Raw genomic sequence first — 25736 nt, forward strand, 5'->3', positions numbered from 1 at the left:
ACGCCCGGTTACATTCCGAACCCGGAAGCTAAGCCTCACAGCGCCGATGGTACTGCAGGGGGGACCCTGTGGGAGAGTAGGACGCCGCCGAACAAATTTTGATAAAGATAAGCCCCCACCCGGGTTCCGGGTGGGGGCTTATCTGTGTTTCCGGGCCTTTTCGGAGAGCTGAGGCCAGCTGCCCGGATAGCTGTCCGGATAGCGATGGCCGGATGGGGGCTTGACGTGGCATGTGCACAGAGCGAAGGTGATCGCAGACCTGCCATGTTACGTGTGGCATTGCACAAGCGGGCGAGGCGGCACCTGCCCGACGCCACCGGACGGCCGGGTGGGCCGCCGGGCGAGGGGGGCCCATGGACTTGGAGCTTCGGCACCTGAGGGTGCTGTGTACGATCGCCGACAGCGGGAGCGTGGGTCGGGCCGCCGCGGTGCTCGGGGCCTCGCAGCCGGCGACCAGTACCCAACTGCGCCGGATCGAACGGAATCTGGGCGCGCCGCTGTTCGAGCGCACGGCCTCGGGGGTCGTGCCGACCTGCTTCGGTGTCGAAGTGCTGGCCGCCGCGCGCGAGGTGCTGGCCCGGATCGACGGACTGGGCCGGCTGCCGGGCGAGGGTCCGCCACCCGTCCGTCAGCAGGAGGTACGGCTGCTGGCGACCACCACGAGCATCCTGCCCGGGCTGCTCGGTCGGGCCCGGCAGCAGCGGCCCGACCTGCTGTTCACCGTCAGCACCGTCCACCGCTGCTCGGACGTCGTGGAGTTGCTGGAGCTGGAGAAGGCGGACGCCGCCATCGCCGTGGACTACCCGGGCCTGGAGCTGCGGCACTCGCAGGCCGTGGCGCACCGCGGGATCGCCACCGAGCCGGCCTTCGTGGCGCTGCCGGCCGGTCATCAGCTCGGCCACCGCGCCGAGATCGCGCTGGCAGAGCTGGCCGAGGAGACCTGGCTGCTCGCTCCCGACGACGGGGCGGGCTGGCCCGCGGTCTTCCACCGCGCCTGCGCCGCAGCCGGGTTCAGTGCGGCGAGGGTGCAGGAGTTCCGTGACGGCCGGCTGGAGTTGCAGGACATGATCGCCGCCGGGCTGGGGATCTCGATCGTCCGGGGGACCACCCGGCCGCTGGGCGAAGTGGTCGTCAGGCCGCTGACCGGCACGCCGATCGGGGTCCGTCATGTGTTGCTCTGGCGCACCGCCGCGATGGGCGGCGAGATCGTGGAGGCGCTGTTCGGCGCCGCGACCGCGGCCTACCGGGACCTGCTCGCCGGCCGGTGTTATGGCTCGACCAGCGATGCCATATGACCTGTGACATTGTTCTGGGCTTCATTGAATGGCAGGATGCACGCCAATCCCCCACACGCACCGCCTGATGCTCAGTGAGTTCCCCCCACAGGAGAAGGACTTAGCCGTGCGCCTGCGCATACCCCTCCCCACCCTCATGGCCGCCGTCGCCACCGCCGCGACGGCCGCCACCATGCTTCCGGCCCCCGCTCTCGCAGCGTCGGGCCCGGTCACCGTCAGGTCGGCGGCCGCGGGTTCCGCGGCCTCGGCGTCATCGGCCGCAGCGTCATCGGCCCTTCCGAAGCCACTCGGCCCGGTGGTCGCCGCCGCCTCCCAGGATCTCGCCCCTGTCGCCGCCCCGCTGCCGCCGGCGCTGCTCGGCCAGGCCGTGATGGGCCAGCCGGCCGGAACGGCCGTTCAGACCACGCCCCGCCCGTTCGCCCAGCTGCCGGCCCTGGCCAAGTCGGCCGCCCGCGCGGCCTCCGCCGCGCCGTCCGCCGCGACGCAGACCTGCACTCCGGCCGACTTCGGTAGCCGCAGCGGATCCGCCCTGGCCTCCTTCGTCGAGGGCTCGACCATCGACTGCATCAACACGCTGTTCAACGTCACCGGCACCGACGCGGGCAACATCTTCAAGCAGCAGCAGATGCTGTCCGTCGCGCAGGCCTTCCAGAACCTCGCGACCACCTACACCGGCGACGACTCGACCGGCATCTGGCAGCTGGTGCTCTTCCTGCGGGCCGGTTACTACGTCCAGTCCTACAACGCGGGCGCCGTCGGCAGCTACGACGCCTCGCTCTACGCCGCCACCGAGGCCGGCCTGGACGCCTTCTTCGCGAGCAAGCACTGGACCGACGTCTCCGACGCCAACGGCAGCGTGCTCTACGACGTGCTGGTCCTGACCGACAGCGCCAACCTGCAGAGCAAGTACCTGAACGTCTACAAGCAGGTGCTGAGCGGCTACTCCAACGCGTACAACGCCTTCCCGAAGCTGGTGGGCGCGGTCAACGCGATCCTGTCCGCGCCGCTGTGGCGGGGCAACTACAACCCGGACTTCGTCGCCGCGGTCGGCGCCGACCCGAGCATCGTCAACACCCTCAGCAGCTTCGCGATCAACCACGAGGATCTGCTCAGCGGTCCGAACGCCTTCCTGGACAGCAATGCGGGCAACGACCTGGCCCGAATAGCCGGGGACAGCGCCGCCATCGAGGCCGTGGCCAAGCCCCTGGTGCTGGCGGTCCTCAACTCCGCCCCGATCACCGGTCCCACCGGCGCGCTGTACGTGCACACCGCCTACCAGGCGAACACGTACGACCCAGCCCAGTGTTCGTACTACAAGACCTGCAACCTGGCGGCGAAACTGACCGCGGCCGTCCTGCCGAACGACCTGGTCTGCGACAACCGCACCATCCAGTCCGAGGCCCTCTCGCCGGCCGACCTGGCCGCCGTCTGCGCCAGCCTGCGCGGCGAGGACACCTTCTTCCACACCATGGTCAAGGACAACGGCCCGGTCCCCGGCCAGTACGACAAGACCATCACCCTCGGGATCTTCGCCAACCAGGCCGACTACCTCACCTACTCCTGGGCGATCTTCGGCAACTCCACCAACAACGGTGGTGAGACCCTGATGGACGCGACGGACCCGAACAACCAGGCCGTGTCGGTGATGTACCAGAAGTCGTGGAAGGACGGCTTCACCGCCAACGTGTGGAACCTCAACCACGAGTACACGCACTACATGGACGGCATCTACGACATGAAGGGCAACTTCTCCACCCAGATCTCCGTCCCGGACATCTGGTGGATCGAAGGGGTCGCCGAGTACGAGTCCTACGCCTACCGCGGCACCACCGACACCCAGGCGATGTCCGAGGCGGCCAAGCACACCTACAAGCTCAGCACGATCTTCCAGAACACGTACGACAACTCGGACTCGGTCCGCACCTACCCGTGGGGCTACCTCGCGGTGCGGTACATGTTCGAGAAGCACCCGGCGGACGTGACCGCGATGCTCGCCAAGTACCGCGCCGGTGACTTCCAGGGCGCCTACGCGGTCTACAACAGCCTCGGCACCGCCTACGACGCCGACTTCGACAGCTGGCTCAACACCTGCGCCGCCGGCGCCTGCTACGCGGCCGGCCCGACGTCCCTGTTCGACCAGACGCAGAACGGCGCCACGGTCAGCCTGACCGACAAGTCCGTCGAGACCGCGAGCTCCGCCAAGATCACCTCGTGGAGCTGGACCTTCGGCGACGGCACCTCGTCGACCCAGCAGAACCCGACCCACACCTACACGGCCGCCGGCACCTACACCGTCGACCTGACCGTGACCGACAGCAGCGGCAAGACCGCCAGCACGCCGTCCTCGGTCACCGTGGCCGCCGCGACCACCCTGCCCACCTGCACCGACCCGCGCACCGACGCGATGGGCCAGAACTGCTCCCGGCCCAACCAGGCCGCGACCGCCGGCAACCTGGACTACATGTACATCTACCTGCCGGCCGGTACCAGCACGCTGAAGGTCTCCACCTCCGGCGGCACCGGCACCGAGTCCCTGTACTACAACCCCACCGGCTGGGCGTCGCCGAGCTCCTTCACGGCCTCGTCCACCGCCCCCGGTACGGCCCAGAGCCTCACCGTCACCAACACCACGGCCGGCTACCGGTACATCAGCCTCTACGCCAACACCGACTTCAGCGGCGTCACGGTCAGCACCCAGTACTGAGTCCTGAGTTCTGAGTTCTGAGTCCTGACCGAGCTTCACTCCGGGCAGCCGGGGGGCGGCGAACCGCCCCCCGGCTGCCCGGCAGTCGTGCCAGAGGCGATATGACAAACTGTGCGCCCGTGTCCATCTTCACCAAGCGCCGCCAAGTCCGCCTCTCGCACCACTTCGTGGCCGACAGCCCGTTCGGGCCGGTACGGATCAGCCATGACGGCTGGCCCTCCGTCATCGCGCTGGTGCAGGGGCCGGGCATGCCGAACGTGACGGTCCGGCCCGGCCGCGACGACGGCGGCCTGAGCATCAACCGGCAGACCGTGTCCACCGATCGGAGCGCAGCCCGCCGCTGGGACCCCCGCCGCTCGGCCCGGACCCGTACCGCCCGGGTGGGCGATCGCGGCTACGAGCTGCGGCCGACCGGCCTGCGCCGGGCCCGACTCCTGCGCGACGGCACACCCATCGCCGAAGCCCGCGGCACCCTGCGCTCGTACTCCCCCTTCCGCGACATCCCCGGCAGCGACGCCCGGCTGAGCTGGACCCCCGGCGTCGACCCCACCGACGTCGCGATGGGCCAGGCCCTGGTCGTCGCCTTCGGCGCCGGCGCCCCGGGGGCGCTGACGGCGCTCACCTTCTTCTGGCTGGACTGGATCGGCTGACGCCCGCCGTTCCCTCCCGGGCCCGGCCGGAATTCCCTCGCACGTGGGGGCCGGGAGCGCTATGCTCGCCGCGATGATCACTGACTCCGCTCACAGAACGGGGGTCCCATCCGCGCAAGGTGAGTGCTGATGCTCACTCAGATCGCGTATGGGGATTCCCGACTCTCCCTCTGGCGGCGCGTGCGAGAGTTCGCCGTGCCGCCCTCCATGATCGAGACCGCGACCGCCCGCCGTCAGGCCGGGGACTGGGCGGGGGCGTGCGCCGCCGCAGGCGTCGACGTCAATCTCAACCTGCGTACCCTGGCGCGCCTTTACGGCCAGGAGTCGGCAGCCCGGATCCGGGCCGACCTCCGCCGGTTGGCGCCCGACCTGTTGCGTTGGCATCTGCCCAGGATCGCTCCTGACGGGCTGCTGCGTCCTGGGCTGACCGTCACGCTGGCCCGCTACGACCGTGCGGGTCGTTCCGGCGCAGGCCCGCTGCACTTGGTGGCCCGGACTCCGCCGGCCTGGGCGGACGCCGGTCAGCGGATCAGCCTGACCGTGTGGGACGGATCCTCCCGGGAGGTCGGCGCCGCCCGTCATCCCCACCCCCGTCCCGACCGGCGGTTCCGCCTGGACCTGCACCGCCACCTCTGGGACGCGAGCAGGGCCGATGAGCTGCGGATCCGCTCCGGGGCCGATCGGCCGCCCGCTGACGGCCGGTCGGCAGTGGCGTTCGACCGGTGGGCGGCCGAGGCGGGGATTCTGCTCCGCGCCGAAGGGCTGCCGACCGGGCGCGTCGCGGTGGGCCTCGGGGCCCGACGGCGGTTGGTCCTGGACCTGGTCGCGGACCCGGACGGCCTCGGGCCGCCCGCGGTGCGGATCGAGGCGGCGTCCACCGTCGTCGGCGTCGACGCGCTGCCGGTGCTGCCCGACGCGGCGACCTGGGTGCTGCCCGATCTGGAGCTGATCCGCACGGCGTCGATCGACGTCGACCGGCTGCACCCGCTGGTCGCCGCGGCCCTGGTACCGGATCATCCGCCGACCGGCTCGTCCCGGACGGCCGACCGGCCGGGGCAACCGCGGCTGGTGGAGTGCCGGGGCGCCCGGCACCGGATCGGCCTGGTCGACGGGATCCTCGCCGCACTGGACCACGATCCGGCCGAGCTCCGCCGCGAGGAGCTGCTGGCCGCCCTGAGCGGCACCCCGCTGCCCTGCCTGCAGGCCATCGACGAGGCGCACCGTCGTCCGGAGTGCCTCGCCGGAGTCCGCGAACGCCTCGACCACGGCGACACCGCCGGTGCGTTGGCCGTCGTCGAGGGCCTGCTGGGCCCCGGCGCCGTGCTGCGCAGCGGCGAACTGCTGGACGAACTGGAGGCGGCCGCGCAGCGGCGGATCAGCTACGGACTGTTCAGGGCAGGCCTGGTCGGATCCGGACCCGGCCGGATCCGACCCGATCGCCGCCGTCTGCGCGACCGGCGCTCCCACCCGCGCCACGCGACCCTCCGCTGACCCCGGAGACTCCCTTCCACCACGAACCCCTGAGGTGACCGACCATGCCCACATGCACCCCGTCCGCTCACACCACCTCCCAACTCGACGTCGCCGCCGACCTGTTGGCCCTGCTGCGCGACACCGCCAGCGAACCGCGCCCCGACACGCAACTGGAGGCACTGACGCTGGCCGTGGCCGCCGACCTGCCCGTGCTGCTCTGGGGAGAGCCGGGGATCGGCAAAACCGCCGCGCTGACCCAGCTCGCCGCGGCTCTGGACCTGCCACTGACCACGGTGATCGCGAGTGTGCACGAGCCGTCCGATTTCTCGGGGTTGCCGGTCATCGGTGACGATCCCGCGGAACACGGTGTCCCGATGGCCCCGCCGGACTGGGCCGTACGGCTGGTCCGGGCCGGCCGGGGGCTGCTCTTCCTGGACGAACTGTCCACCGCGCCACCGGCCGTGCAGGCCGCGCTGCTCCGCCTGGTGCTGGAGCGGCGGATCGGGGCCCTCCAACTGCCGCCCGGGGTGCGGATCGTGGCCGCCGCCAATCCGCGGGGCTCGGCGGCCGACGGGTGGGAGCTGAGCCCGCCGCTGGCCAACCGGTTCGTCCACCTCCAGTGGACCCACGAGCACGAGGTCGTGGTGCGCGGGCTCGGCGGCACCTGGCCCCGGGCGACACTGCCCCGGCTGGACCCGCAGCGGTTGCCGCAGGCCGTCGACTTCGCCCGCCGTGCGGTGTGCGGGCTGCTCGCCGCCCGTCCCGCGCTCGTGCACCGGCTGCCCAGCACCGAGGCCCGCCGCGGCGGGCCCTGGCCGTCGCCGCGGAGCTGGGAGATGACGCTGCACCTGATCGCCTTCGCGACCGCGGCCGGGTCCTCCCGGGACGTGCTCTCGCTGCTGGTCCGGGGCACCGTGGGGGACGGTCCGGGGCTGGAGCTGCTGGCCGGCCTGGACCGGATGGACCTCCCGGACCCCGAGGCGCTGCTCGCCGACCCGGCGGGTGCCGACCTTCCGGAGCGCGGGGATCTGCGCCAGGCCGTGCTCGACGGCGTGGTGGACGCGGTCCGCAGGCAGCCGGAGAAGTCCCGGTGGGACGCGGCGTGGACGCTGCTGGTCCGGGCGATGGAGACCGGGGCCCCGGACCTGGTGGTCGTCCCCGCCACCACGCTGGCCGCGCTGCGCCGCCAGGAGTGGGACGTCCCCGCCTCGATCGAGCGGCTGGCCGGAGCGGTGTCCCTGTCCCGGCGGGCGGACGCCGCGGCGACGGCGGCCCACGCCGCGCTCGCCGCGAAGGCCGGCCGATGACCCCGGGCCCAGCGGCGTTGTTGGACCGCGACAAGCTCTTCGCCGCCCGACTGCACGCCGCGCGGGTCCGGCCCTACCTGGCGACGGCGCTCTTCGCCCTGCACACCGTTCAGTCGCGGCGGGTGCCGACGATGGCCGTCGACCGGCACTGGCGGTGCTACGTCTCGCCCGCGTTCGTGGATCGCACGCCGGTGGAGGAGCTGGCCGGCGTGTGGGTGCACGAGGTGTCGCACCTGCTGCGCGACCACCACGGGCGCGGGGACCGGGTCGCCCGGGAGCGCGGGCTGACCGGACCGGGGGAGCGGCTGCGGATGAACATCGCCGCAGACTGCGAGATCAACGACGACGTGTTCGGCGACGGGTTGGTGCAGCCCGAAGGCGTCGTCCTGCCAAAGGCGTTGGGGCTGCCCGAAGGCGAGCTCATGGAGGACTACCTGCGGCAGTTCCGGCTCGGGCCGCACACCCAGAGCCTGTCCTGGCTGGACTGCGGCAGTGGCGCCGACGGCCTGGAACGCGAGTGGGACCTGGGACCGGACGGCGCGCACGGGCTCAGCGCGCAGGAGCGGGACGCGGTCCGGTTCCGGGTGGCGCAGGGCATCACCGGCCGTCCGGGGAGCACCTCGAAGGGCTGGCAGCGCTGGGCCGAGGAGGCGTTCCACCCGCCGCAGCCGTGGCGTGAGTTGCTGGGAGCGGCGGTCCGCTCGGCCGCGTCCGGCGCCGGTGCGGGTGAGGACTACACCTACGGTCGGCCGTCGCGGCGCTCGACCGCGCTGCCCGGCGTGGTGCTGCCGAGCCTGCGGCGCAGGCCGCCTCGCGTCTGCGTGATCGTCGACACCTCGGGATCGGTCAGTGACGCCGAACTGGGCAGCGCGCTCCTGGAGGTCGCCGCGATCTCCCGTGCGGTGGGCGGCCGTCGCGACCTGATCACGGTGCTGCCCTGCGACGCGGCGGCCCGGGTCGTGCACCCGCTCTGCCGCGCGGAGGGGATACCGCTGGTCGGCGGCGGGGGTACGGATCTGCGCACGGGCTTCGCGAAGGCGCTGCGCGGACAACTCCGGCCGGACGTCATCGTGGTGCTGACCGACGGGCAGACGCCCTGGCCGGCCACCCGGCCGTCGTGCCGCACGGTGGTGGGCCTCTTCCCCCGGCAGTGGGCCGGCCCGTCGTGGGACGAGGACGATCCCGACTACGTGCCGGACGCGCCGCCGGACTGGGCCCGCGTGGTGGAGATCGGTTAGGGCCTGTCCGGGCCGTCTCCCGGCACGGCTGACGGCCTCCTGCGCCGCGAGGGGCGAAGGAGGCCGTCAGCCTGTCAGGGCAGGTCGTCAGTACTGCGAGGAGACGGTGACTCCGCTGAAGGCGGTGTTGCCGTAGAGGCTGATGTAGCGGTAGCCCGCGGTGTCGTTGGTGACCGTGAGGCTCTGGTCGCTGCCGGAACCGGTGGACTCCGCCGTCTGGTTGTCGGCGGTGGCCCAGGTGGTCGGGCTGTAGTAGAGGTACGGGTTGCCGGTGCCGCCGGTGGTGGTGACGTTCAGCGTGGTGGTGCCGGCCGGCAGGTAGATGTAGAGGAAGTCCGAGCTGCCGGCTGCGGCCGACTGGTCGAGCAGGGAGCAGTTCTGGCCCATCTCCCGCGGGTCGGCGCCGGTGCACTGCGGCAGGGTGGGGGGAGGGGTCGGGGTCGAGCAGGCGCCGGCCGCGCAGGCGTCGAGCCAGCTGTTGAAGTCGGCGTCGTAGCGGGTGCCGATGCCGTCGTTGTAGACGGCGTAGCCGCCCGCGTAGTCACCGGCGCGGAACTTGGCGAGCATGTTGTAAACGTCCTGGGGGTGCTTCTCGAACATGTACCGCACCGCGAGGTAGCCCCACGGGTAGGTGCGCGTCACGTCGCTGTTGTCGTAGGTGCTCTGCCACAGCGTGCTCAGCGCGTAGGTGTGGTTGGCGGCGTCGGCCATCGCCTCGGTGTCGGTCACGCCGCGGTAGGTGTAGGAGACGTACTCGGCCAGGCCCTCGATCCACCACACGTCGGGGACGGTGACCTCGGAGGCGAAGTCGCCCTTGGTGTCGTAGCGGCCGTCCAGGGCGTGGGTGTACTCGTGGTTGAGGTTCCAGATACCGCCGACGAAGCCGTCGTCGGGGCTCTTGACGTACATGATCGACATCGGCTGGTTGTTGGGGTCGGTCGGGTCCCCGGTCAGCGTCATGCCGCCGTTGTTGGTGTCGATGTTGTAGAGGACACCGGCGTAGGTCTCGTAGTCGGTGGGGCTGGCGAACACGACCAGCTTGATCGTCGACTCGTACTCGCCCGGGATCGGGGTGTTGTTGTCCTTGACCAGGTTGTTGAAGAACGCGTCCTGGTGGATGACGCTGTTGCAGGCCGCGTCGAGGTCGGCGGCGCTCAGCGACTGCGCCAGGATGGTGTGCGCCGGGTCGCAGACGTGGGTGATCGGCAGCGCCGCCGCGGTGAGCTGGGCGACCAGGTTGCAGGTGCCGTAGTCCGAGCAGTTCGCCTGGTCGAAGCTGTCGGCCATACCGGCGACGCCGACCCAGAGCGGGGCCGTCGGGCCGGTCATGGACGAGACCTTCAGCAGGCCCTGCATCAGCGGCTTCACGGTGGCCTGGAGTGCGGGGTGCTGGATGAAGCGGCTGGTCTCGATCCCCGCATTGGAGTCCAGGAAGGAGTTGGCGGTGCCCAGCAGGTCGAGGTGGTTGTGGGCGAAGGTGTCGAGCGTGGTGATGATGCTCGGGTCCGCCGTCACGGCGGCCACGAAGTCCGCGTTCTGGTGGCCGCGGAAGAGCGGGGTGTAGACGTCGTTGACGGCCGTGACCATGCTCTCGATGCCGTTGTACGAGTTGTCGTAGGCGTTGAGCAGCTGCTGGTCGACGTTCAGGTAGCGGGCCTGCTCGTTGGCGCTGTCGGTGAGGACGACGGCGTCGCCCAGGACGTCGCCGTTCGCGGCGGTGACGTCGCGGGAGTGCGCGTTGGCGAAGAAGGCGTCCAGGCCGCCCTCGGTGGCGGTGGCCAGGGTCGCGTCGTAGCTGCCGACGGACGGGTTGTTGTACTGGATGTAGTAGCCGGCGCGCAGGAACAGGAGCAGCTGCCAGACACCGGTCGAGTCGTCGCCGGGATAGCTGACGGCGGCGCTGCCGAGCGCATTGGCTATCGCGACCATCTGCGGCTCGGCGAACACGTTGGCCGCGTCGGTGCCGGTGACGGTGAAGAGGGTGTTGACGCAGTCGGTGGTCGACGACTGGACGAACGACACCAGCGCGGATCCGGACCTGCTGCCGAAGTCGGCCGGGCTGCAGGACGCCGCCGCCGCCGATTTGGCGTTGCTCTTGAGCTGAACTCCGGGGTGCGAGGCGGGCGCAGGCGTCGCGGGGGCCAGCGGAGGAATCGCGGATGCGGGAAGTTTGCCGTGCTGCTCGGCAGCCTGGTCGGACCTGGTGACGGTCCGGCCGGCCGGCGAGAGCGCACGAGCGGGCGCCGGCTTCGCGGCCGTGGCCGCGGTCGGCGTCTTCGCGGCGCCGCGCGGTGCAGGGGCCGCGACCGCGGGTGTCGCCAGACCGGCCAGCGCGACGACGGTGGCCAGACCGCCCGCCACGAGTCCGGGCAGGGGGGAGCGGTAGCGCATCTGTGCTCCTTCATGGATAGACGCCTCTGTGGGGGATGTCTGAGGCGTGAGAGGGACGCTGCCACCTCCCACCGGCGCGTTCAATACGGTGTGACATAGCACCTTGCGGGACATGCCATAACACAGCTCTTTCGGTGAATTCGGTGAACTGGAGGACTCAGGCCCCGGACGCCCACGCCTGGAAGTGCGACGCCTGCGCGATGAGGTCGTGGTAGGCCGCGGTGGCGCAGCTGAAGAGCGTGTCCGAGACCTCACCGGCGAAGCCGTCGCACCGCCAGGCCAGCACATAGCGGCACCACAGCGGCGTGCCGGTCAGCGGTTTGACCAGGACGTCGGGGATCGGCCGCATGGTCGCCTGCACGACGGAGACCCCGAGGCCGTCGGCGATCATGTTCTGCAACTGGAGCTGGTCGCCCAGGAACTCGTGGACGGCCGCCGGAGTGAAGCCGGCCGCCGCGCAGGCCTGGTGGAACACCCCCGGCCAGCCGGCGCCGTCGTCGGGGGTGAGGAACCAGGCGTCGTCGGCCAGCTCGGCCAGCGAGACCTCCAGGCGGGCCCTGAGGCGGTGGCGCGCGGGCAGGGCGATGAAGCACGGCGCGGTCGCGATCCCGCGATGCGTCACCTCGGCCGAGTGCTGGAGTGCGAGGCCGGGGTAGTCCGCGGCGATCGCCACGTCGACCTCGCCCTTCTGCAGGAGTTCGACGATCTCCGAGGACGAGTAGACGCTGCGCACCGTGACCGCGAGATCGGGGATCCGGTTCCTCGCCCGGACCACCATGCCGGCCAGGATCGGCGAGTTGGTGGCCGCGACGCGCAGGGTCCGACGCGTTCCCGGGGCGCTGCCCCGCGGGCGGTGCCCGATCGCGTCCGCCCGCGACAGGACGTCGCGGGCCTGCGCCAGGACCTCGAAGCCGTATTCGGTCGGCACCACGCCGGACACCCTGCGTTCGAACAGCAACTCCCCGAAGTGGCTCTCGATGCGCCTGAGTTGGGTGCTCATGGCCGGCTGCGAGTACCCCAGAACCGAGGCGGCCCGGCCCACACTCCCCGCATCGGCGATCGCACACAGCACCCGCAGGTGTCGTAGCTCCAGCTCCATCCTTTGATCTTCGCAGGGAATCCCGGCTTTCAGGCCGGGCGGGAACGTGATCTTTGGCCCGCAGGTGCGGAGCACCGACCACCGGACCCCGCAACACCTCCCGCGAATGTCGGCACACCGCGAAGGAGAACCGGCCCACCCATGCGAGGTTCCACTGCGTCGCCTGCGGTCACACGGCCCACGCCGACACGGTCGGAGCCACCGACGTTCTACGGGCCGGGCTGGTCCGTCGCAACGCCAACCCGGCCTAGCGAGAAGCCCCCGGACTTATCCGGGGGAGGAGTCACTCGTGCATTCCTCCCGGCGCCAGGCGTGGAACGCCTTCTGGCGCGATCCCGCGCGCACCCCGTCCGTGCTGATGGCGATCCGGCTGGCCGACCCCGGCTGGCTGGAGGGGCCGGCCGTAGGGGACGGCTGGGACTCTCCCGCCTACGAGTGACCCCGACCGGGGTGTGACGCTGGCCATGTTCGGGAGCGCGGCAGGGGCGTCCGGTTCGCCACCCTGCCGGGGTTGCCGCAGCTCATGGGGCTCGTGCGGCCCGGCGTGCTGCGGTGCGAGCAGGCAGGTCCGCGCGGGGAGCCGATGGTTTCTGAAGATAACCTGTGCTTGCGCATGGCCTGGCTCTAGCTCGAAAGATGGACTTGTGACTGTCAACGAAGACGTGTTCACGAACTGGAAGAACCGCGAGGAGATCGCGGAGTCTATGATCCCGATCATCGGGAGGCTGCACCGCGAGCGGGACGTCACTGTCCTGCTGCACAGCCGCTCCCTGGTGAACAAGTCGGTGGTCAGCATCCTCAAGACGCACCGGTTCGCCCGCCAGATAGCCGGTGAGGAGCTCTCGGTCACCGAGACGCTGCCGTTCCTGAGCGCGCTCGCCGCGCTGGACCTCGGCCCCTCCCAGATCGACATCGGCATGCTCGCCGCGACGTACGCGAGTGACGACCGCGGCCTCTCGGTCGAGGAGTTCACCGCCGAGGCGGTCGTCGGTGCGACCGGTGCCAACAAGCTGGAGCGCGCCGAGTCGCGCGACGTCGTCCTCTACGGCTTCGGCCGGATCGGCCGCCTGCTGGCCCGCCTGCTCGTCGAGAAGGCCGGTTCGGGCAACGGGCTGCGGCTTCGCGCCATCGTCGTGCGCAAGAGCGGCGGTGAGGACCTGGTCAAGCGCGCCTCGCTGCTGCGGCGCGACTCCATCCACGGCCAGTTCCAGGGCACGATCACGGTCGACGAGGCCAACAGCAAGATCATCGCCAACGGCACCGAGATCAAGGTCATCTACTCCAATGACCCGACCACGGTGGACTACACGGCGTACGGCATCAACGACGCCATCCTGATCGACAACACCGGCCGCTGGCGCGACCGCGAGGGGCTGTCGAAGCACCTGCGCCCCGGCATCGCCAAGGTGGTGCTGACCGCGCCCGGCAAGGGCGACGTGCCCAACATCGTGCACGGCGTCAACCACGACACGATCAAGCCGGACGAGCAGATCATCTCCTGCGCGTCCTGCACCACCAACGCGATCGTCCCGCCGCTGAAGGCGATGGCGGACGAGTACGGCGTGCTGCGCGGCCACGTGGAGACCGTCCACTCGTACACCAACGACCAGAACCTGCTGGACAACTACCACGACTCCGACCGTCGTGGCCGTTCGGCGGCGCTCAACATGGTGATCACCGAGACCGGTGCCGCCTCGGCCGTCGCCAAGGCGCTGCCGGACCTCAAGGCGACCATCACCGGCAGCTCGATCCGCGTTCCGGTGCCGGACGTCTCGATCGCGATCCTCAACCTGACGCTGGCGCGCGGGACCAACCGCGAGGAGGTCCTCGACTACCTCCGCAACGTGTCGCTGACCTCGCCGCTCAAGCGCCAGATCGACTTCATCAGCGCGCCCGACGCGGTCTCCAGCGACTTCATCGGCTCGCGCCACGCCTCGATCGTCGACGCGGGTGCCACCAAGGTCGAGGGCGACAACGCCATCCTCTACCTGTGGTACGACAACGAGTTCGGCTACTCGTGCCAGGTCATCCGGGTCGTCCAGCACGTCTCCGGGGTGGAGTACCCGACCTACCCGGCCCCGGCGGTCTGATTCCGGCGGACGTGTCCCCACTGGGTGCCCGCGGCGTTCTCACGCCGCCGGCACCCAGTGGTGTCCGTGCCCGTCGCGGGTGACCAGGCCGAGGACCACGTCGGCGAAGTGGCCGCCGAACCCGAAGGTGTCCGGGCGGGAGAGCTCGTCCAGCACCGCCAGGCGGGTGCGGACGGCGGTGTCCGGGTCGGTGTCCAGCGTGACCCGCCAGTCGGGCCGCGCGACCTGGGCCGGAGAGTGCATGACGTCCCCGAACGCGATCAGCCGCTCGCCGCCGGACGAGATCACGTACGAGGTGTGGCCGGCGCTGTGGCCGGGGGTGATCCAGGCGGTGACGCCCGGGAAGACCTCCTCCCCGTCGGCAGCCGAGGCCGCCCGCTCCCGCAGGAACCGGGCCGACCTGGGCGGCAGGAGTCCGTGCCGGGCGCGCCACTCGGCGTCCGAGGCGATGAACGCGGCGTTGCCGAACAGCAGCTCCGAGCCGTCCTCGCCGGGGGCGAAGGCCCAGCCGACGTGGTCGTCGTGCAGGTGCGTGAAGGCGACCGTGTCCACCAGTTCCGGCGACTTCCCCAGCGCGATCAGCGTGGCCGGCAGCCGGCCGCCCTTCAGTGCGCCGAGGGCGGGATGGGTGCGGGAGGCCGGGACGTGCCGGCGGCCGTAGCCGGTGTCGATCAGCAGGGCGCGGCCCTGGTACTCCACCAGCAGTCCGCCGATCGAGCCGACCAGGTAGCCCTCGTCGTCCAGGTGGTCCGCGCGCTGGCGCCAGTCCTCCGCGGTGGACTGCGGCAGCCAGGAGCGGGGGTCGAGCTGCATGCACCCGTCGGGCAGGTAGGTGACCTGGTGGTCGCCGACGCGCAGGGTGCGGATCGGTGAGACCCGGTTGAGCTGTCCGGCCATCATGAGGGTCATGGAAGCAACGTCCTCCTGGTATCCGCACCGAGCCGACGTGGTGACAGGTCCGTTGATCCCCGCTGGAGTTCGGTCGCGTGCTTGCACGGTAGAGCGGCCCAGGAGGGCTGTCAACGGAGGTAAGAGGTGGTGGTCCATCACCTACCATGTGAGTGTGGATCTGACGTGCGTGCGCAGAACGGAGGTGGCGGATGGCCGGGGACGAGGAAACGGCTGAATGCCCTTTGGCCGGCAAGCTGAACACGCTGTTCCGGGCCGTGGTGTCCGCGAGCGGCGGCCCGTACAGCACGGACGAGGTGGCTCGGACGATCACCGCGGCGGGGGTGCCCATCTCCGCGAGCTACATCTGGCTGCTGCGCAAGGGGCAGCGCGACAACCCGACGCTCAAGCACATCGAGGCGCTGGCCAAGTTCTTCGGGGTGCCGCCGGCCTACTTCTTCGACGACGGCATCACGGCGACCGTCAACGCGGAGCTCGAACTCCTGGTCGCCCTGCGGGATGCGAAGGTGCAGCGGGTCGCGCTGCGGGCCGCCGGGCTGTCCCCCGAGAGCCTGCACTCGATCGGCGAGGTGATCGAACGGGTGCGCGAGCTCGAGGGCCTGAACCGCGCACCCCGCACCCCTCGCAACACCTCCAAGGATGGGTCGGCGTCGTCTTGATCATCTCGGCCTGGCATTCTGTCGACGGGCTGCGACACGAAGAAGAGACCATGAACCTGCGGCGGATGAAAGCGCACTGCGAGGTACTGCTCCGCGATCTGGCGATCCCGGATCCGTTCGACATGCGCGAACTCTGCGACCGGATAGCCGAGCGCTCCGGGCGGCCGATCAGGTTGCAGCCGATGGCCCTGGGAGCGCACAGCCCGTGCGGGCTCTGGGTCGGCACGCCGGAGGTCGACTACATCTTCTTCGAGCGCCGGACCAGCCGACTGCACCAGGACCACATCATCGCCCACGAGTTGGGCCACCTGCTCTGCGAGCACGAGGCGGAGGAGATCGTCGGCGCGGAGACCTCGCGGCTGATCATGCCCAACCTCGACCCGGCGATGGTCGAACGGGTGCTGCAGCGCCACGGCTACGGCGCGGCCGCCGAGCAGGAGGCCGAGATGATCGCCTCGCTCATCCTCCAGCGGGCCAGTCGCCGCCAGCCCGACCCGGTGTTCCCGAGTCCGCCGCGCGGTACCGAGGACATCGTCCACCGGCTCGAACGCTCGCTGCGGCAAGCGCCTGAGGGAGACGAATGACCGCCCTGCTGCACCCGCCCTGCGCCATCGTGGCGTGGCTGGCCCTGCTCTACAAACTGAACGCGCTGCGCCGCACGCCCCGCGAGGTGTCGCTGCTGGCGCTCTGCGCCGTCCTGGGCTTCTCGGCGCTCAGCTTCACGCTCTCGATCCCGTCTGTCTGGCTCGTCATCGGACAGCTGACCGGCGTTCCCGAGCTGGCCGCGCTCCTCGCGCAGAGCTGCGTGATGATCCTGATCGGCTTCCAACAGGTGCTGCTCGCCTTCTGGTTGGCGCCGCCGGAGCAGGCCCGCCCGCGGGCACTGCGGCGGCTGGCCTTCACCGCGGTGCTGCTGGCCGTCCTGGTGACGCTGTTCCTGAACATGGCGCCGAACGGGCAGCACCCGGACGACTTCACGCTGCGCTACGCCACCGACCCGTACTACGTGGTGTACCTGTCGCTCTACATCGCGGCCTACACCTTCGGGGAGGTCGAGATCGGGCGGCTGTGCTGGCGCTACTCCGGACTCGTCAGCGGGCCCTGGCTGCGCAGGGGCCTGCGCACCACGGCGATCGGCGCCTGGATCACGCTGGGCTACAGCTTCATCCGGATCGCCGACATCGTCGTGGCGCACGCCGGCGTCGAGCTGACCTGGGCCGAGGACCTAGCGTGGTCCTGCGGGGACATCGGCGCGCTGCTGACCCTGATCGGCTGGACCCTGCCCGGTTGGGGGCCGCAACTCTCCATGGGCCGGCGGCTGTTCCGCAGCTACCTGTGCTACCAGCGGCTCTACCCGCTCTGGCGGGCCCTGCAACGGGCGCACCCGTCCATCGCGTTGGAGCGCTCACCCTCGCTGCTCGGCAACCTCACCACCGTCCGCAGCCTCGAACTGCGGCTCTACCGCAGGGTGATCGAGATCCGGGACGGCCAGCTGGCGCTGCGCGACCGGCTCAGCCCGGAGGTGGCCCAGGCCGCGACGCGACTGGCGCAGTCGGCTGGTCTCAGCGGTGAGGCGCTGCGCGCCACCGTCGCGGCGGCGGAGCTCAAGGCCGCCCTGTCCGTCCCGGAGGACGCTGCCCAGGCGGCGGCCGATCCCGCCGAGGAGTCCGCCGGCAGCGCGGAGACCGGCGACCTCGCCGAGGAGATCGCCTGGCTCGTCCAGGTGTCCGCGGCCTTCCGGAGATCGCCGGTCGTCTCGGCAGCCCTGGCCGGCAGCGAGCAGTCGCGGGTCACCACGTCCTGAACCATGGGGGGAACATCATGAGCAGCACCACCGACATCGCCTTCCGCAGTGCCGTCGAGCTCCGGGGCGCGCTGCGCCGCCGGGAGATCTCCAGCCTCGAACTGCTGGACCACTATCTCGAACGCATCGAGAAGCTCAACCCGGCGGTCAACGCCGTGGTCACCACTGACCCCGCGCGGGCCCGCGAGCAGGCCCGCGCGGCCGACGCGGCGACGGCCCGCGGCGAGGAACTGGGCCCGCTGCACGGCCTGCCGATGACGGTCAAGGACACCATCGAGACCGCGGGCCTGACCACCACCGCCGGCGCGCCCGAGCTGGCGGACCACGTCCCCGCGCGGGACGCCGACAGCGTCGCCCGGCTGCGCGCCGCCGGGGCGATCGTCTTCGGCAAGACCAACGTCCCCACCTACGCCCGGGACCTCCAGACCCACAACCCGGTCTTCGGCACCACCCGCAACCCGTGGAACCCCGACCGCGCGGTGGGCGGCTCCTCCGGCGGCGGCGCCGCCGCCCTCGCCGCCGGCCTCACCGGCTTCGAGACCGGCAGCGACCTGGCCGGCTCGCTGCGCAACCCGGCGCACAACTGCGGCGTCCACGCGCTGCGCCCCTCGTTCGGCGTGGTGCCGACCCGCGGGCACATCCCGCGCGCGCCGGGCTGGCTGACCAGCAGCGACATGTGCGTGATCGGCCCGCTCGGCCGCAGCGCCCAGGACCTCGACCTCGGACTCGACGTCCTGGCGGGTCCCGCCGCCGCGCAGGCCACCGGGTGGCGCCTGGAGCTGCCCGGCCCGCGCGCGCACAGCCTTGACGGGTACCGGGTCGGGGTGTGGCTGGACGACCCGTACTGCCCGGTCGACAGCACCGTCGCCGACCTGCTCACCGCCGCCGTCGACGCGATCCGGGCCGCCGGGGCGCGGACGGACGAGGAGAGCCGGCCGGTCGCCCTCGACGAGAGCGACCGGCTCTTCCAGCGGCTGCTGCTCGCGACCACCAGCGCCGCCATGTCCGACGCGGACTTCGAGCGCCTCTGCACGATGGCCGGCGAGCTGCCCGCCGACGCCGACTCCCCGTTCGCCGCCTTCCTGCGCAACAGCACGCAGCGGGCCAGGGACTGGACGCACGCCCAGGAGGAGCGCGAGCAGGTGCGGGTCCGCTGGGCCGACTACTTCCGCGACCACGACGTGCTGCTCTGCCCGGTCGCCCCGACCGCCGCGATCCCGCACGACCACAACCCCGACCCGAACGCCCGCCGCCTGACCGTCAACGGCCAGGACCGCCCCTACTGGGACCAGGGCACCTGGAGCGGCCCCGCCGCGCTGGCCCACCTGCCGGCAGCCGTCGTCCCGGTCGGCCTCACCCCGGACGGCCTGCCGGTCGGCATTCAGATCATCGGCCCGCACCTGGAGGACCGCACCGTCACCGACGTCGCCGCCCACCTCGACCGCCTGCTGGGCGGCTTCCGGATCCCGCCGCAGAGCTAGTGCCGCGTCAGGCACTAGAAGGCCGCAGAGCCGGAAGGGAGGACAATAGGACACATCGCCCGAGAACGCTTCGTAGCGGTCCGTGATCGCCGCACGTCCTGGAGCCGTCCGCCTATGGCCCGACACCGTCCCTCCCAGCCGTCGAGCGCCCACGAGCTGCTGGGCAGACTGGGGCGGCTCACCGCGCAGGCGCTCGACCACGCCGAGCTGCACCGGGCCCGGGTCGAGCTGGCGATGGCGCTGCAGCGCGGGCTGCTCCCGGCGGGGCTGCCGACCGTGCCGGGCCTGTGGACGGCGGCCCGCTACGCGCCGGCCCGCAACGGCCTGGACATCGGCGGCGACTGGTACGACGGCTTCGTGCTGGCCGACGGCACGCTCGGGTTCTCGATCGGCGACGTGCAGGGGCACGACGTCGAGGCGGCCGCGTTCATGGGGCAGGTCCGGGTCGGTCTGCGCGCACTGGCGACCTCCGCCGTCGACCCGGGGGAGGTGCTGGGCCGGGCCAACGACCTCCTGCTGTCGCTGGAGGGCGAGCTCTTCGCCACCTGCACCTTCCTGCGCTTCGACCCGGCAACCGGCGAGCTGGCCGACGCCCGGGCCGGCCACGTCCCCGCGCTCTGGGCCACCGCGGACGGCCGCCACGGCATCGAGGACGACGTCGCGGGCCTGCCGCTCGGCATCCTGCCCGGCGAGGTCTACCCGGTCACCCGGCGCGTGCTGTCCGAGCCGGGCGCGTTCGTGCTGGTCACCGACGGCGTGGTCGAGGGGCCCTCGTTCGCGATCGAGGAGGGCCTGGCGCAGGTGCTGGCGGTGGTCCGCGCCGGGGTCGGCGCCGAGCCGGGCGCGCTGGCCGCCGACGTGATCAAGGTGGCCGAGCAGACCGGCCACAAGGACGACGCCGCGGTCCTCGTGCTGCGCCACGACGGGTTCCACCGCGAGGATTAGACACAGGCTTCGAGGGCGTGTCACGCCGTCGTCCGTCGGCGCAGGCGTTCTCATGGCCCTGTGGTGCCCAATGAGACGATCCGACGAGGTACGGCCACCGGCCTGTGGATTCTGGTCCTCGCCGCCGCCTACTACGGGGGCGGCAAGCTCGGCCTCCTGGAGCAGGTGGTGGTCGGCGGGGTGCGGGTGACGCCGCTGTGGCCGCCGACCGGCATCGCCGTGGCGGGGCTGCTGCTGCTCGGCCTGCGGGTCTGGCCGGGCATCGCGCTCGGCGCGCTGCTGATCATCGCGGGGTTCGGCCCCCTGACGCTCTCCTCCTTCGGGATCACGGCGGGCAACACACTGGCCCCGCTGGCGGCCTGCTGGCTGCTGCGGCGGGTGGGCTTCCGGCTCGAGCTGGACCGGCTGGGGGACGGGGTGGCGCTGGTCTTCCTGGGCGCCCTCACCGCGATGCTGATCAGCAGCGGCACGGCGTGCGTCGTGCTGCTGCTGGACGGTGCGCTGCCCGGGCACGAGTTCTGGCCGGTCTGGTCGGCCTGGTGGACCGGCGACGCGATGGGCGTGCTGGTGATCGCGCCGCTGCTGCTGGCGGGCTACGCGGCCCGGCTGCCCCGCACCCGCAGCACCCCGCCGCTGCGCTGGGTCGAGGCGGTCGTCCTGCTGGCGAGCACCGTCGTCGTCACGCTGGTGGTCACCCGGAGCACGCTCGACCTGCTGTTCCTGGTCCTGCCGCTGGTCATGTGGGGGGCGCTGCGCTTCCAGCTGCCCGGCGCCGCGCCGTGCGTGCTGGTGGTGTCCGTCTTCGCGGTGCCGGCCGCGACCGACCAGGTCGGGCCGTTCCTCGGGCACGGGCTGCTCGCGACCATGGTCATCCTTCAGGCGCTGAACGGGTCCGCGGCGCTGACCGGGCTGCTGCTGGCCGCGATGATCACCGAGCGGAACAACACCCTGCGGACCATCGAGCAGGCCTGCGCCGGACTCGCCGAGCTGGTCGCCCACCTGTCCCCGGGCGAACCGGGCGAACCGGGCGAACCTGACGATGACGGTGCCCCGAGGCGTTGACGCGGCGCGGGTGGCGCAGACTGTTCCTCATGACCATGGCTCCCGACGCACTCAAAGCCGCCTGCCTGGACCTCAACGGGGCCGAGGAGACCTTCCCGTTCGGCCCGGAGGCCTCGGTCTTCAAGGTCGGCGGCAAGATCTTCGCGCTGAGCGCGCTGGACGCCGTCCCGTTGAAGGTGAGCCTGAAGTGCGACCCCGAGGTGGCCGTGCGGCTGCGCCAGGAGTACCCCGCGATCACCGGCGGCTGGCACCTCAACAAGCGCCACTGGAACACGGTGACGATCGACGGCTCGGTGCCCGACCGCCTGCTCCGGGAGATGATCGAGGACTCCTACGATCTGATCGTCGCTCAACTCCCGCGCCGGCAGCAGCTGGTCCTCGACTGGCCGGGCGTCGCGGCTCATGCGGGTTCGGGGGATGCCGGCTGATCGCACCGACCCGGCCCCGCGATCTGCGGGGCGCGCACACGACCGGGGCCCGCGATCTGCGGGGCCCCGGCCGTCGTCGTACGGGTGCCGACTAGCTCGCGATCACGCTGCCGACCGCGTCGGCCTCCTGGATCTGGTCCGTGACGAACCGCCACGGCACGGTGAAGTAGCCGTTGTCACCGAAGGAGGTGCCCCAGGAGTTGGCGATCTTCACGCCCTGGTCGTTGTAGCCGACGATGGCCACCTCGTGGCCGCCGAGCGGCTGTCCGGCCAGCTCGTCGGCGGACGGGTAGTAGCTGTAGTCGCCGGCGTTGGAGGAGTTGAGGTCCTCCAGGCTCTGGTAGACGTCGAACGCGAAGACCACGGGCTCGCCCTGGGCGAGCGAGCTCTTCACCTCGCCCACCAGCGCGCTGCCGGTGTCCAGGGCGGTGTAGCCCGAGAGCTTCCAGTGGGCCGCGTTCGCGGTCTCGTTGGCGTCGGGCTGCGTGGTGTAGTCGAAGTCGCCCTGCCAGTAGTCGGACCTGGTGTCCAGGCCCTGGCTGGTCAGGATGTCGAAGTGCTGGCTGGCGTAGCTGCCCTGATCGTTGCCCTGGGCGATCTGCGCGTAGGTGTACATCGGCGCGTGCGGGGCACCCGTGATGCCCTGCTCGCCCTCCATGATGGTGATCGCCGACCAGTCGATGGCCCACGCCACGCAGGACCCGACCTGGCCCTGATCCCCCACGGAGGGAAGGTAGTTGCTGAGGTCCACGCTCGCCGGGACATCGGCGGACCGCAGGGCGTGCGGGGCGATCGCGGTGTGGGTGTGGGCCCGCTGCGGGCTCGTCAGTGCGCCGAGCGCGTAGTGGTGGTGGTGCTGACGGTGGGCCGGCGAGGCGGGGGCCGCGGTGGCGGCGGGGGCGAGCGCGGCGCACATCGCGCCGGATATCGCCAGGACGGCTGCGGCGCGGCCGAACGAGTTCCTGTTCACTGGGGTCTTCCTTCTGTTGTGGGGGTGCCGGCGCGCGACGGTAGGGGTGGGGGCCGTCGAGCGCGCGGCGGGTGTGCTGCCGGGTGAGGTCAAGTGCTGGACTGTCACCGGGACTTGACTGACCATAGGGCGAACTGTCAGGAACCTGCCAGCCTTCTTCCAGTCGTCAACCAGACATAGCCGGAACACGACAAAAAGCAGGATTGTGGCGGCTTCGAGGTTTGCAGTCCGACGCAAGTGGCTTCCCCCGAACGAAGGACCGGACCGCCGCGGTCGGCCTGCCTGCGCGCTCGCCGGGCAGCGGTCCGACAGCATGCTGAGGCCGGCACGCCGGGGACGACGGGAGACCTGCGATGGACCGATCCGATCAACACCTGCTGAACCGCCGGGGGTTGCTCGCCACAGCCGGTGCGGCGGCGGCCGGCGTGCTCGCTCCCGCGGCCGCAGCCGAGGCCGCGGCGGCACCCGTCCTGCCGGAGCCCACGGCGTTCGGGCCGGTGGCGGTCCGGCCGGGCGACCTGCGCTACGACAGCCTGCTGCGCGGCAACAACTTCCGCTTCACGGGCCGCCCGGAGGAGATCCGCGTGGTCGGTTCGACCGACCAGGTGGTGCGCGCGGTGACCGACGCGGTCCGCTCCGGGCGGCGGGTCGCGGTGCGCAGCGGCGGCCACTGCTTCGAGAACTTCACCGCCGATCCCGCAGTGCGCCTGCTGCTGGACCTGTCGCCGATGGACGCGGTCGGCTACGACCCCGGGCGGCGGGCGTTCGCGGTGCAGCCGGGTGCCACCCTCGGGCACGTGTACCGGACGCTCTTCAAGGGCTGGGGCGTGACGCTCCCGGCCGGTGGCTGCCCGGAGGTGGGCGCCGGCGGACACTTCGCCGGCGGCGGGTACGGGCCGCTCTCGCGCCGCTACGGCTCGGTGGTGGACCACCTCTACGCCGTGGAGGTCGTGGTGGTCGACGCGGACGGCGGCGTGCGCGCGGTGGTGGCCACCCGTGAGCCGGACGACCCTCACCGCGACCTGTGGTGGGCGCACACCGGCGGCGGCGGAGGCAACTTCGGCGTGGTCACCCGCTACTGGCTGCGCTCACCGGACGCCGATCCCGCGGCGGCGGCCTCCCCCGTGGACCCGTCCCGGCTGCTGCCGCCCTCGCCGCGCGCGATGCTGGGATGCCTGGTCGGCTGGACCTGGGACGAGCGGATGACCGAGCGGGCGTTCACCACGCTGCTGCGCAACTTCGGGATCTGGCACGAGCGCAACAGCGCGCCCGGCTCGCCGAACACCGGCCTGTACGCGATCCTCGCGCCGACGCACTGCAGCGCCGGCAGCTTCCTGCTGACCGTGCAGCTCGACGCGGACCTTCCGAACGCGGACGGCCTGCTGAGCGACTTCGTGTCCGCGGTGAAGGCCGGCACCGGCGTCGATCCCGCCTTCGAGGCCCGCCAGACCATGCCGTGGCTGCATCCGACCACCTGGCCCGGCGCCAACGAGCCCGGCGACGTGGTCACCCGTCGGTACAAGATCAAGGCCGGCTACCTGCGCCGCTCGCTCACCGACGCCCAACTCGCTGCGGTGTACCGGAACCTGAGGAACTCCACCGGCGGCCCGACCGGCGGCATGCTGCTCGTCGGATACGGCGGCCAGGTCGACGCTGTGCCCTCGGGAGCCACCGCGGTCGCCCAGCGCGACGTGGTGATGAAAGCGGTCTACCAGACGATCTGGGCGGAGGAGTCCGAGGACGCCGCCAACCTGGACTGGATCCGCTCGTTCTACCGCGACGTCTACGCCGAGACCGGGGGCGTCCCGGTGCCGGGCGAGGTCAGCGACGGCAGTTACATCAACTACCCGGACGTCGACCTGGCCGACCCGGCGTGGAACACCTCGGGCGTGCCCTGGCACACGCTCTACTACAAGGGGAACTACCCGCGCCTTCAGCAGCTGAAGGCCCGCTGGGACCCGCGCGGCGTGTTCCGCCACGCGCTGGCGATCGAGCCGCCCGCCTGACCTCGGGAACGCCGAGGCGCCCCGCACCAGGTTCGGTGCGGGGCGCCTCACGGCCGCGCGGATCAGGCCGGGGTGATGTTCTCCGCCTGCGGGCCCTTCTGGCCCTGCGTCACGTCGAAGTTCACCTTCTGGCCCTCCTGGAGCTCACGGAAGCCCTGGGTGGCGATGTTGGAGTAGTGCGCGAAGACGTCCGGGCCTCCACCCTCCTGCTCGATGAAGCCGAAACCCTTCTCGGCGTTGAACCACTTCACGGTGCCGGTGGCCATGCTGTTCTCCTCAACCACGATTGCTGCTGGCCCGTACGCTACTCTCCGCAGTCGCCCAGTTCCAGGTAGACACGAGGTCGGTTCGGCCGCTCAGACCTTGTCGGCCGCGATCATCAGGTAGTGGAAGCTGTCCTCCTTGTAGGCGGTGAGGAACGCCTCCTCGATGCCGGTCGCCACCGCCGACTTGGCGCGCAGCTCCCAGTACGGGATGGTCGCGGCGGTCAGGTCGACCACGCTGATCGGGAGCAGGTTGTTCGCCGACATGGCGGCGAAGTAGTCGCTGCGCGGGTGGATGTCGCAGATGTAGTGGGCGTCGATCTGGCTGACGGCCCGCGAGGGCTGCCGGCCGTGCACGTCGTTGTAGCAGCCGGTGATGGTGACGTACCGGCCGCCGGGCTTCAGGACCCGGGCGTGCTCCGCGAACAGGTCGTGGAGGTCGACGTACATGGTGCTCTCGTTGTTCCAGATGGCCTGGAAGGTGGCGGCGGGGAAGCCGTTGTCGAGCATGTTCCGGAAGTGGAAGCCCACCCGGTCGGCCACGCCGCGCTCGCGGGCCTGGTCGTTCGCGAAGCGCACCTGCTTCTCGGAGATGGAGATGCCGTCCACCTGGCAGCCGAAGCGCAGGTTGGCCAGGAAGCTGCTGCCGCCGCGGCCGGAGCCGGCGTCGAGCACCCGGTCCGCCGCCCCGAGGTCGCCGAGCTGGTCGAGCAGGAAGTCGGCCTGCGCGCCCTCCAGCCGGTGCAGCTCCTCGATGGTCCGCGCCTCGCGGGTGGACTCGGGGCCTTCGAGCACCGACCAGTCCACGTCACCGATGCCGTAGTGGTGGTGGAAGGTCCCGGAGACCTCGCCCAGGCGCAGGTTGACCGGGTCCTTCTCCTTGTTCCAGTACTCGGCCACCGACTTCTGGTACCTGGTGGACAGGACGTCGGTGCCGCTGTCGTCGGTCATCGTCATCGCGG

General features: G+C 71.3%; 22 protein-coding genes, 1 rRNA gene and 1 pseudogene. 18 read left to right on the forward strand and 6 right to left on the reverse strand.

What is annotated here, in order from left to right; genetic code table 11:
* The 7 genes from rrf to P3T37_RS24275 form a co-directional block, all read left to right on the forward strand.
* Nucleotides 1-93: ribosomal RNA gene (rrf, locus tag P3T37_RS24245) — 5S ribosomal RNA — on the forward strand; the annotation flags it as partial.
* Between the two features lie 260 nt (nt 94-353).
* Nucleotides 354-1295 (forward strand): LysR family transcriptional regulator, encoded by a 942-nt coding sequence (locus P3T37_RS24250; RefSeq protein WP_280725937.1) that lies wholly within the window; start codon nt 354-356, stop codon nt 1293-1295.
* 106 nt (nt 1296-1401) lie between these two features.
* The gene (locus tag P3T37_RS24255; protein WP_280725938.1) at nt 1402-3999 is read left to right on the forward strand and encodes a collagenase; all 2598 of its coding nucleotides are present in this window, start codon (nt 1402-1404) and stop codon (nt 3997-3999) included.
* Nucleotides 4000-4118: 119 nt separating this feature from the next.
* A complete protein-coding gene (locus tag P3T37_RS24260) occupies nt 4119-4649 on the forward strand; it encodes a hypothetical protein (protein ID WP_280725939.1) in 531 nt (176 codons plus the stop codon).
* A gap of 129 nt (nt 4650-4778) precedes the next feature.
* Nucleotides 4779-6140, forward strand: a complete 1362-nt coding sequence (locus P3T37_RS24265) for a hypothetical protein (protein WP_280725940.1) — start codon at nt 4779-4781, stop codon at nt 6138-6140.
* 44 nt (nt 6141-6184) lie between these two features.
* On the forward strand, nt 6185-7429 hold the full coding sequence (locus P3T37_RS24270) for an AAA family ATPase (RefSeq protein WP_280725941.1): 1245 nt from the start codon (nt 6185-6187) through the stop codon (nt 7427-7429).
* Nucleotides 7426-8667, forward strand: coding sequence for a VWA-like domain-containing protein (locus P3T37_RS24275; RefSeq protein WP_280725942.1), 1242 nt, complete (start codon nt 7426-7428; stop codon nt 8665-8667). Before P3T37_RS24270 ends, P3T37_RS24275 begins: the two co-directional genes overlap by 4 nt.
* 87 nt (nt 8668-8754) lie before the next feature.
* Here P3T37_RS24275 and P3T37_RS24280 read toward each other — a convergent pair whose 3' ends face one another.
* Together P3T37_RS24280 and P3T37_RS24285 are read right to left on the reverse strand one after the other, a co-directional pair.
* On the reverse strand, nt 8755-11058 hold the full coding sequence (locus P3T37_RS24280) for a collagenase (RefSeq protein WP_280725943.1): 2304 nt from the start codon (nt 11056-11058) through the stop codon (nt 8755-8757).
* 157 nt (nt 11059-11215) lie between these two features.
* Entirely contained in the window at nt 11216-12157 is a 942-nt protein-coding gene (locus P3T37_RS24285) for a LysR family transcriptional regulator (protein WP_280725944.1), read from the reverse strand.
* A gap of 86 nt (nt 12158-12243) precedes the next feature.
* Here P3T37_RS24285 and P3T37_RS24290 point away from each other — a divergent pair.
* From P3T37_RS24290 to P3T37_RS24300, 3 genes and pseudogenes are all read left to right on the forward strand, one after another.
* A pseudogene (locus P3T37_RS24290) lies at nt 12244-12408 on the forward strand (zinc ribbon domain-containing protein); the annotation flags it as partial.
* A gap of 38 nt (nt 12409-12446) precedes the next feature.
* Nucleotides 12447-12596 (forward strand): hypothetical protein, encoded by a 150-nt coding sequence (locus P3T37_RS24295; protein ID WP_280725945.1) that lies wholly within the window; start codon nt 12447-12449, stop codon nt 12594-12596.
* 205 nt (nt 12597-12801) lie between these two features.
* A complete protein-coding gene (locus tag P3T37_RS24300; protein ID WP_280725946.1) occupies nt 12802-14247 on the forward strand; it encodes a glyceraldehyde-3-phosphate dehydrogenase in 1446 nt (481 codons plus the stop codon).
* Nucleotides 14248-14286: 39 nt separating this feature from the next.
* Here P3T37_RS24300 and P3T37_RS24305 read toward each other — a convergent pair whose 3' ends face one another.
* Nucleotides 14287-15156 (reverse strand): MBL fold metallo-hydrolase, encoded by an 870-nt coding sequence (locus P3T37_RS24305; protein ID WP_280725947.1) that lies wholly within the window; start codon nt 15154-15156, stop codon nt 14287-14289.
* 191 nt (nt 15157-15347) lie between these two features.
* Here P3T37_RS24305 and P3T37_RS24310 point away from each other — a divergent pair, with 191 nt between their 5' ends.
* From P3T37_RS24310 to P3T37_RS24340, 7 genes are all read left to right on the forward strand, one after another.
* Nucleotides 15348-15815, forward strand: coding sequence for a helix-turn-helix domain-containing protein (locus P3T37_RS24310; RefSeq protein WP_280725948.1), 468 nt, complete (start codon nt 15348-15350; stop codon nt 15813-15815).
* Nucleotides 15816-15865: 50 nt separating this feature from the next.
* Nucleotides 15866-16399, forward strand: coding sequence for a hypothetical protein (locus P3T37_RS24315; protein WP_280725949.1), 534 nt, complete (start codon nt 15866-15868; stop codon nt 16397-16399).
* Nucleotides 16396-17619, forward strand: a complete 1224-nt coding sequence (locus tag P3T37_RS24320) for an MAB_1171c family putative transporter (protein ID WP_280725950.1) — start codon at nt 16396-16398, stop codon at nt 17617-17619. Before P3T37_RS24315 ends, P3T37_RS24320 begins: the two co-directional genes overlap by 4 nt.
* Before the next feature lie 17 nt (nt 17620-17636).
* Nucleotides 17637-19100, forward strand: coding sequence for an amidase (locus P3T37_RS24325; RefSeq protein WP_280725951.1), 1464 nt, complete (start codon nt 17637-17639; stop codon nt 19098-19100).
* Nucleotides 19101-19214: 114 nt separating this feature from the next.
* Complete coding sequence (locus tag P3T37_RS24330) at nt 19215-20045, forward strand: PP2C family protein-serine/threonine phosphatase (protein ID WP_280725952.1); 831 nt, start codon at nt 19215-19217, stop codon at nt 20043-20045.
* A 63-nt stretch (nt 20046-20108) separates the two neighbouring features.
* Entirely contained in the window at nt 20109-21107 is a 999-nt protein-coding gene (locus tag P3T37_RS24335) for an MASE1 domain-containing protein (protein ID WP_280725953.1), read from the forward strand.
* 35 nt (nt 21108-21142) lie between these two features.
* Nucleotides 21143-21535, forward strand: a complete 393-nt coding sequence (locus tag P3T37_RS24340) for an MmcQ/YjbR family DNA-binding protein (RefSeq protein ID WP_280726082.1) — start codon at nt 21143-21145, stop codon at nt 21533-21535.
* 91 nt (nt 21536-21626) lie between these two features.
* On the opposite strand, the gene P3T37_RS24345 is transcribed toward P3T37_RS24340, so the two are convergent.
* On the reverse strand, nt 21627-22505 hold the full coding sequence (locus P3T37_RS24345; RefSeq protein WP_280725954.1) for a C1 family peptidase: 879 nt from the start codon (nt 22503-22505) through the stop codon (nt 21627-21629).
* Between the two features lie 353 nt (nt 22506-22858).
* Here P3T37_RS24345 and P3T37_RS24350 point away from each other — a divergent pair, with 353 nt between their 5' ends.
* Entirely contained in the window at nt 22859-24511 is a 1653-nt protein-coding gene (locus P3T37_RS24350) for an FAD-binding protein (RefSeq protein WP_280725955.1), read from the forward strand.
* Nucleotides 24512-24573: 62 nt separating this feature from the next.
* On the opposite strand, the gene P3T37_RS24355 is transcribed toward P3T37_RS24350, so the two are convergent.
* A complete protein-coding gene (locus P3T37_RS24355) occupies nt 24574-24777 on the reverse strand; it encodes a cold-shock protein (RefSeq protein ID WP_035796868.1) in 204 nt (67 codons plus the stop codon).
* A gap of 90 nt (nt 24778-24867) precedes the next feature.
* Nucleotides 24868-25731, reverse strand: a complete 864-nt coding sequence (locus P3T37_RS24360) for a geranyl diphosphate 2-C-methyltransferase (protein ID WP_280725956.1) — start codon at nt 25729-25731, stop codon at nt 24868-24870.
* Between the last annotated feature and the right edge of the window lie 5 nt (nt 25732-25736).

Source organism: Kitasatospora sp. MAA4 (genome assembly GCF_029893355.1).
Lineage (GTDB): Bacteria > Actinomycetota > Actinomycetes > Streptomycetales > Streptomycetaceae > Kitasatospora.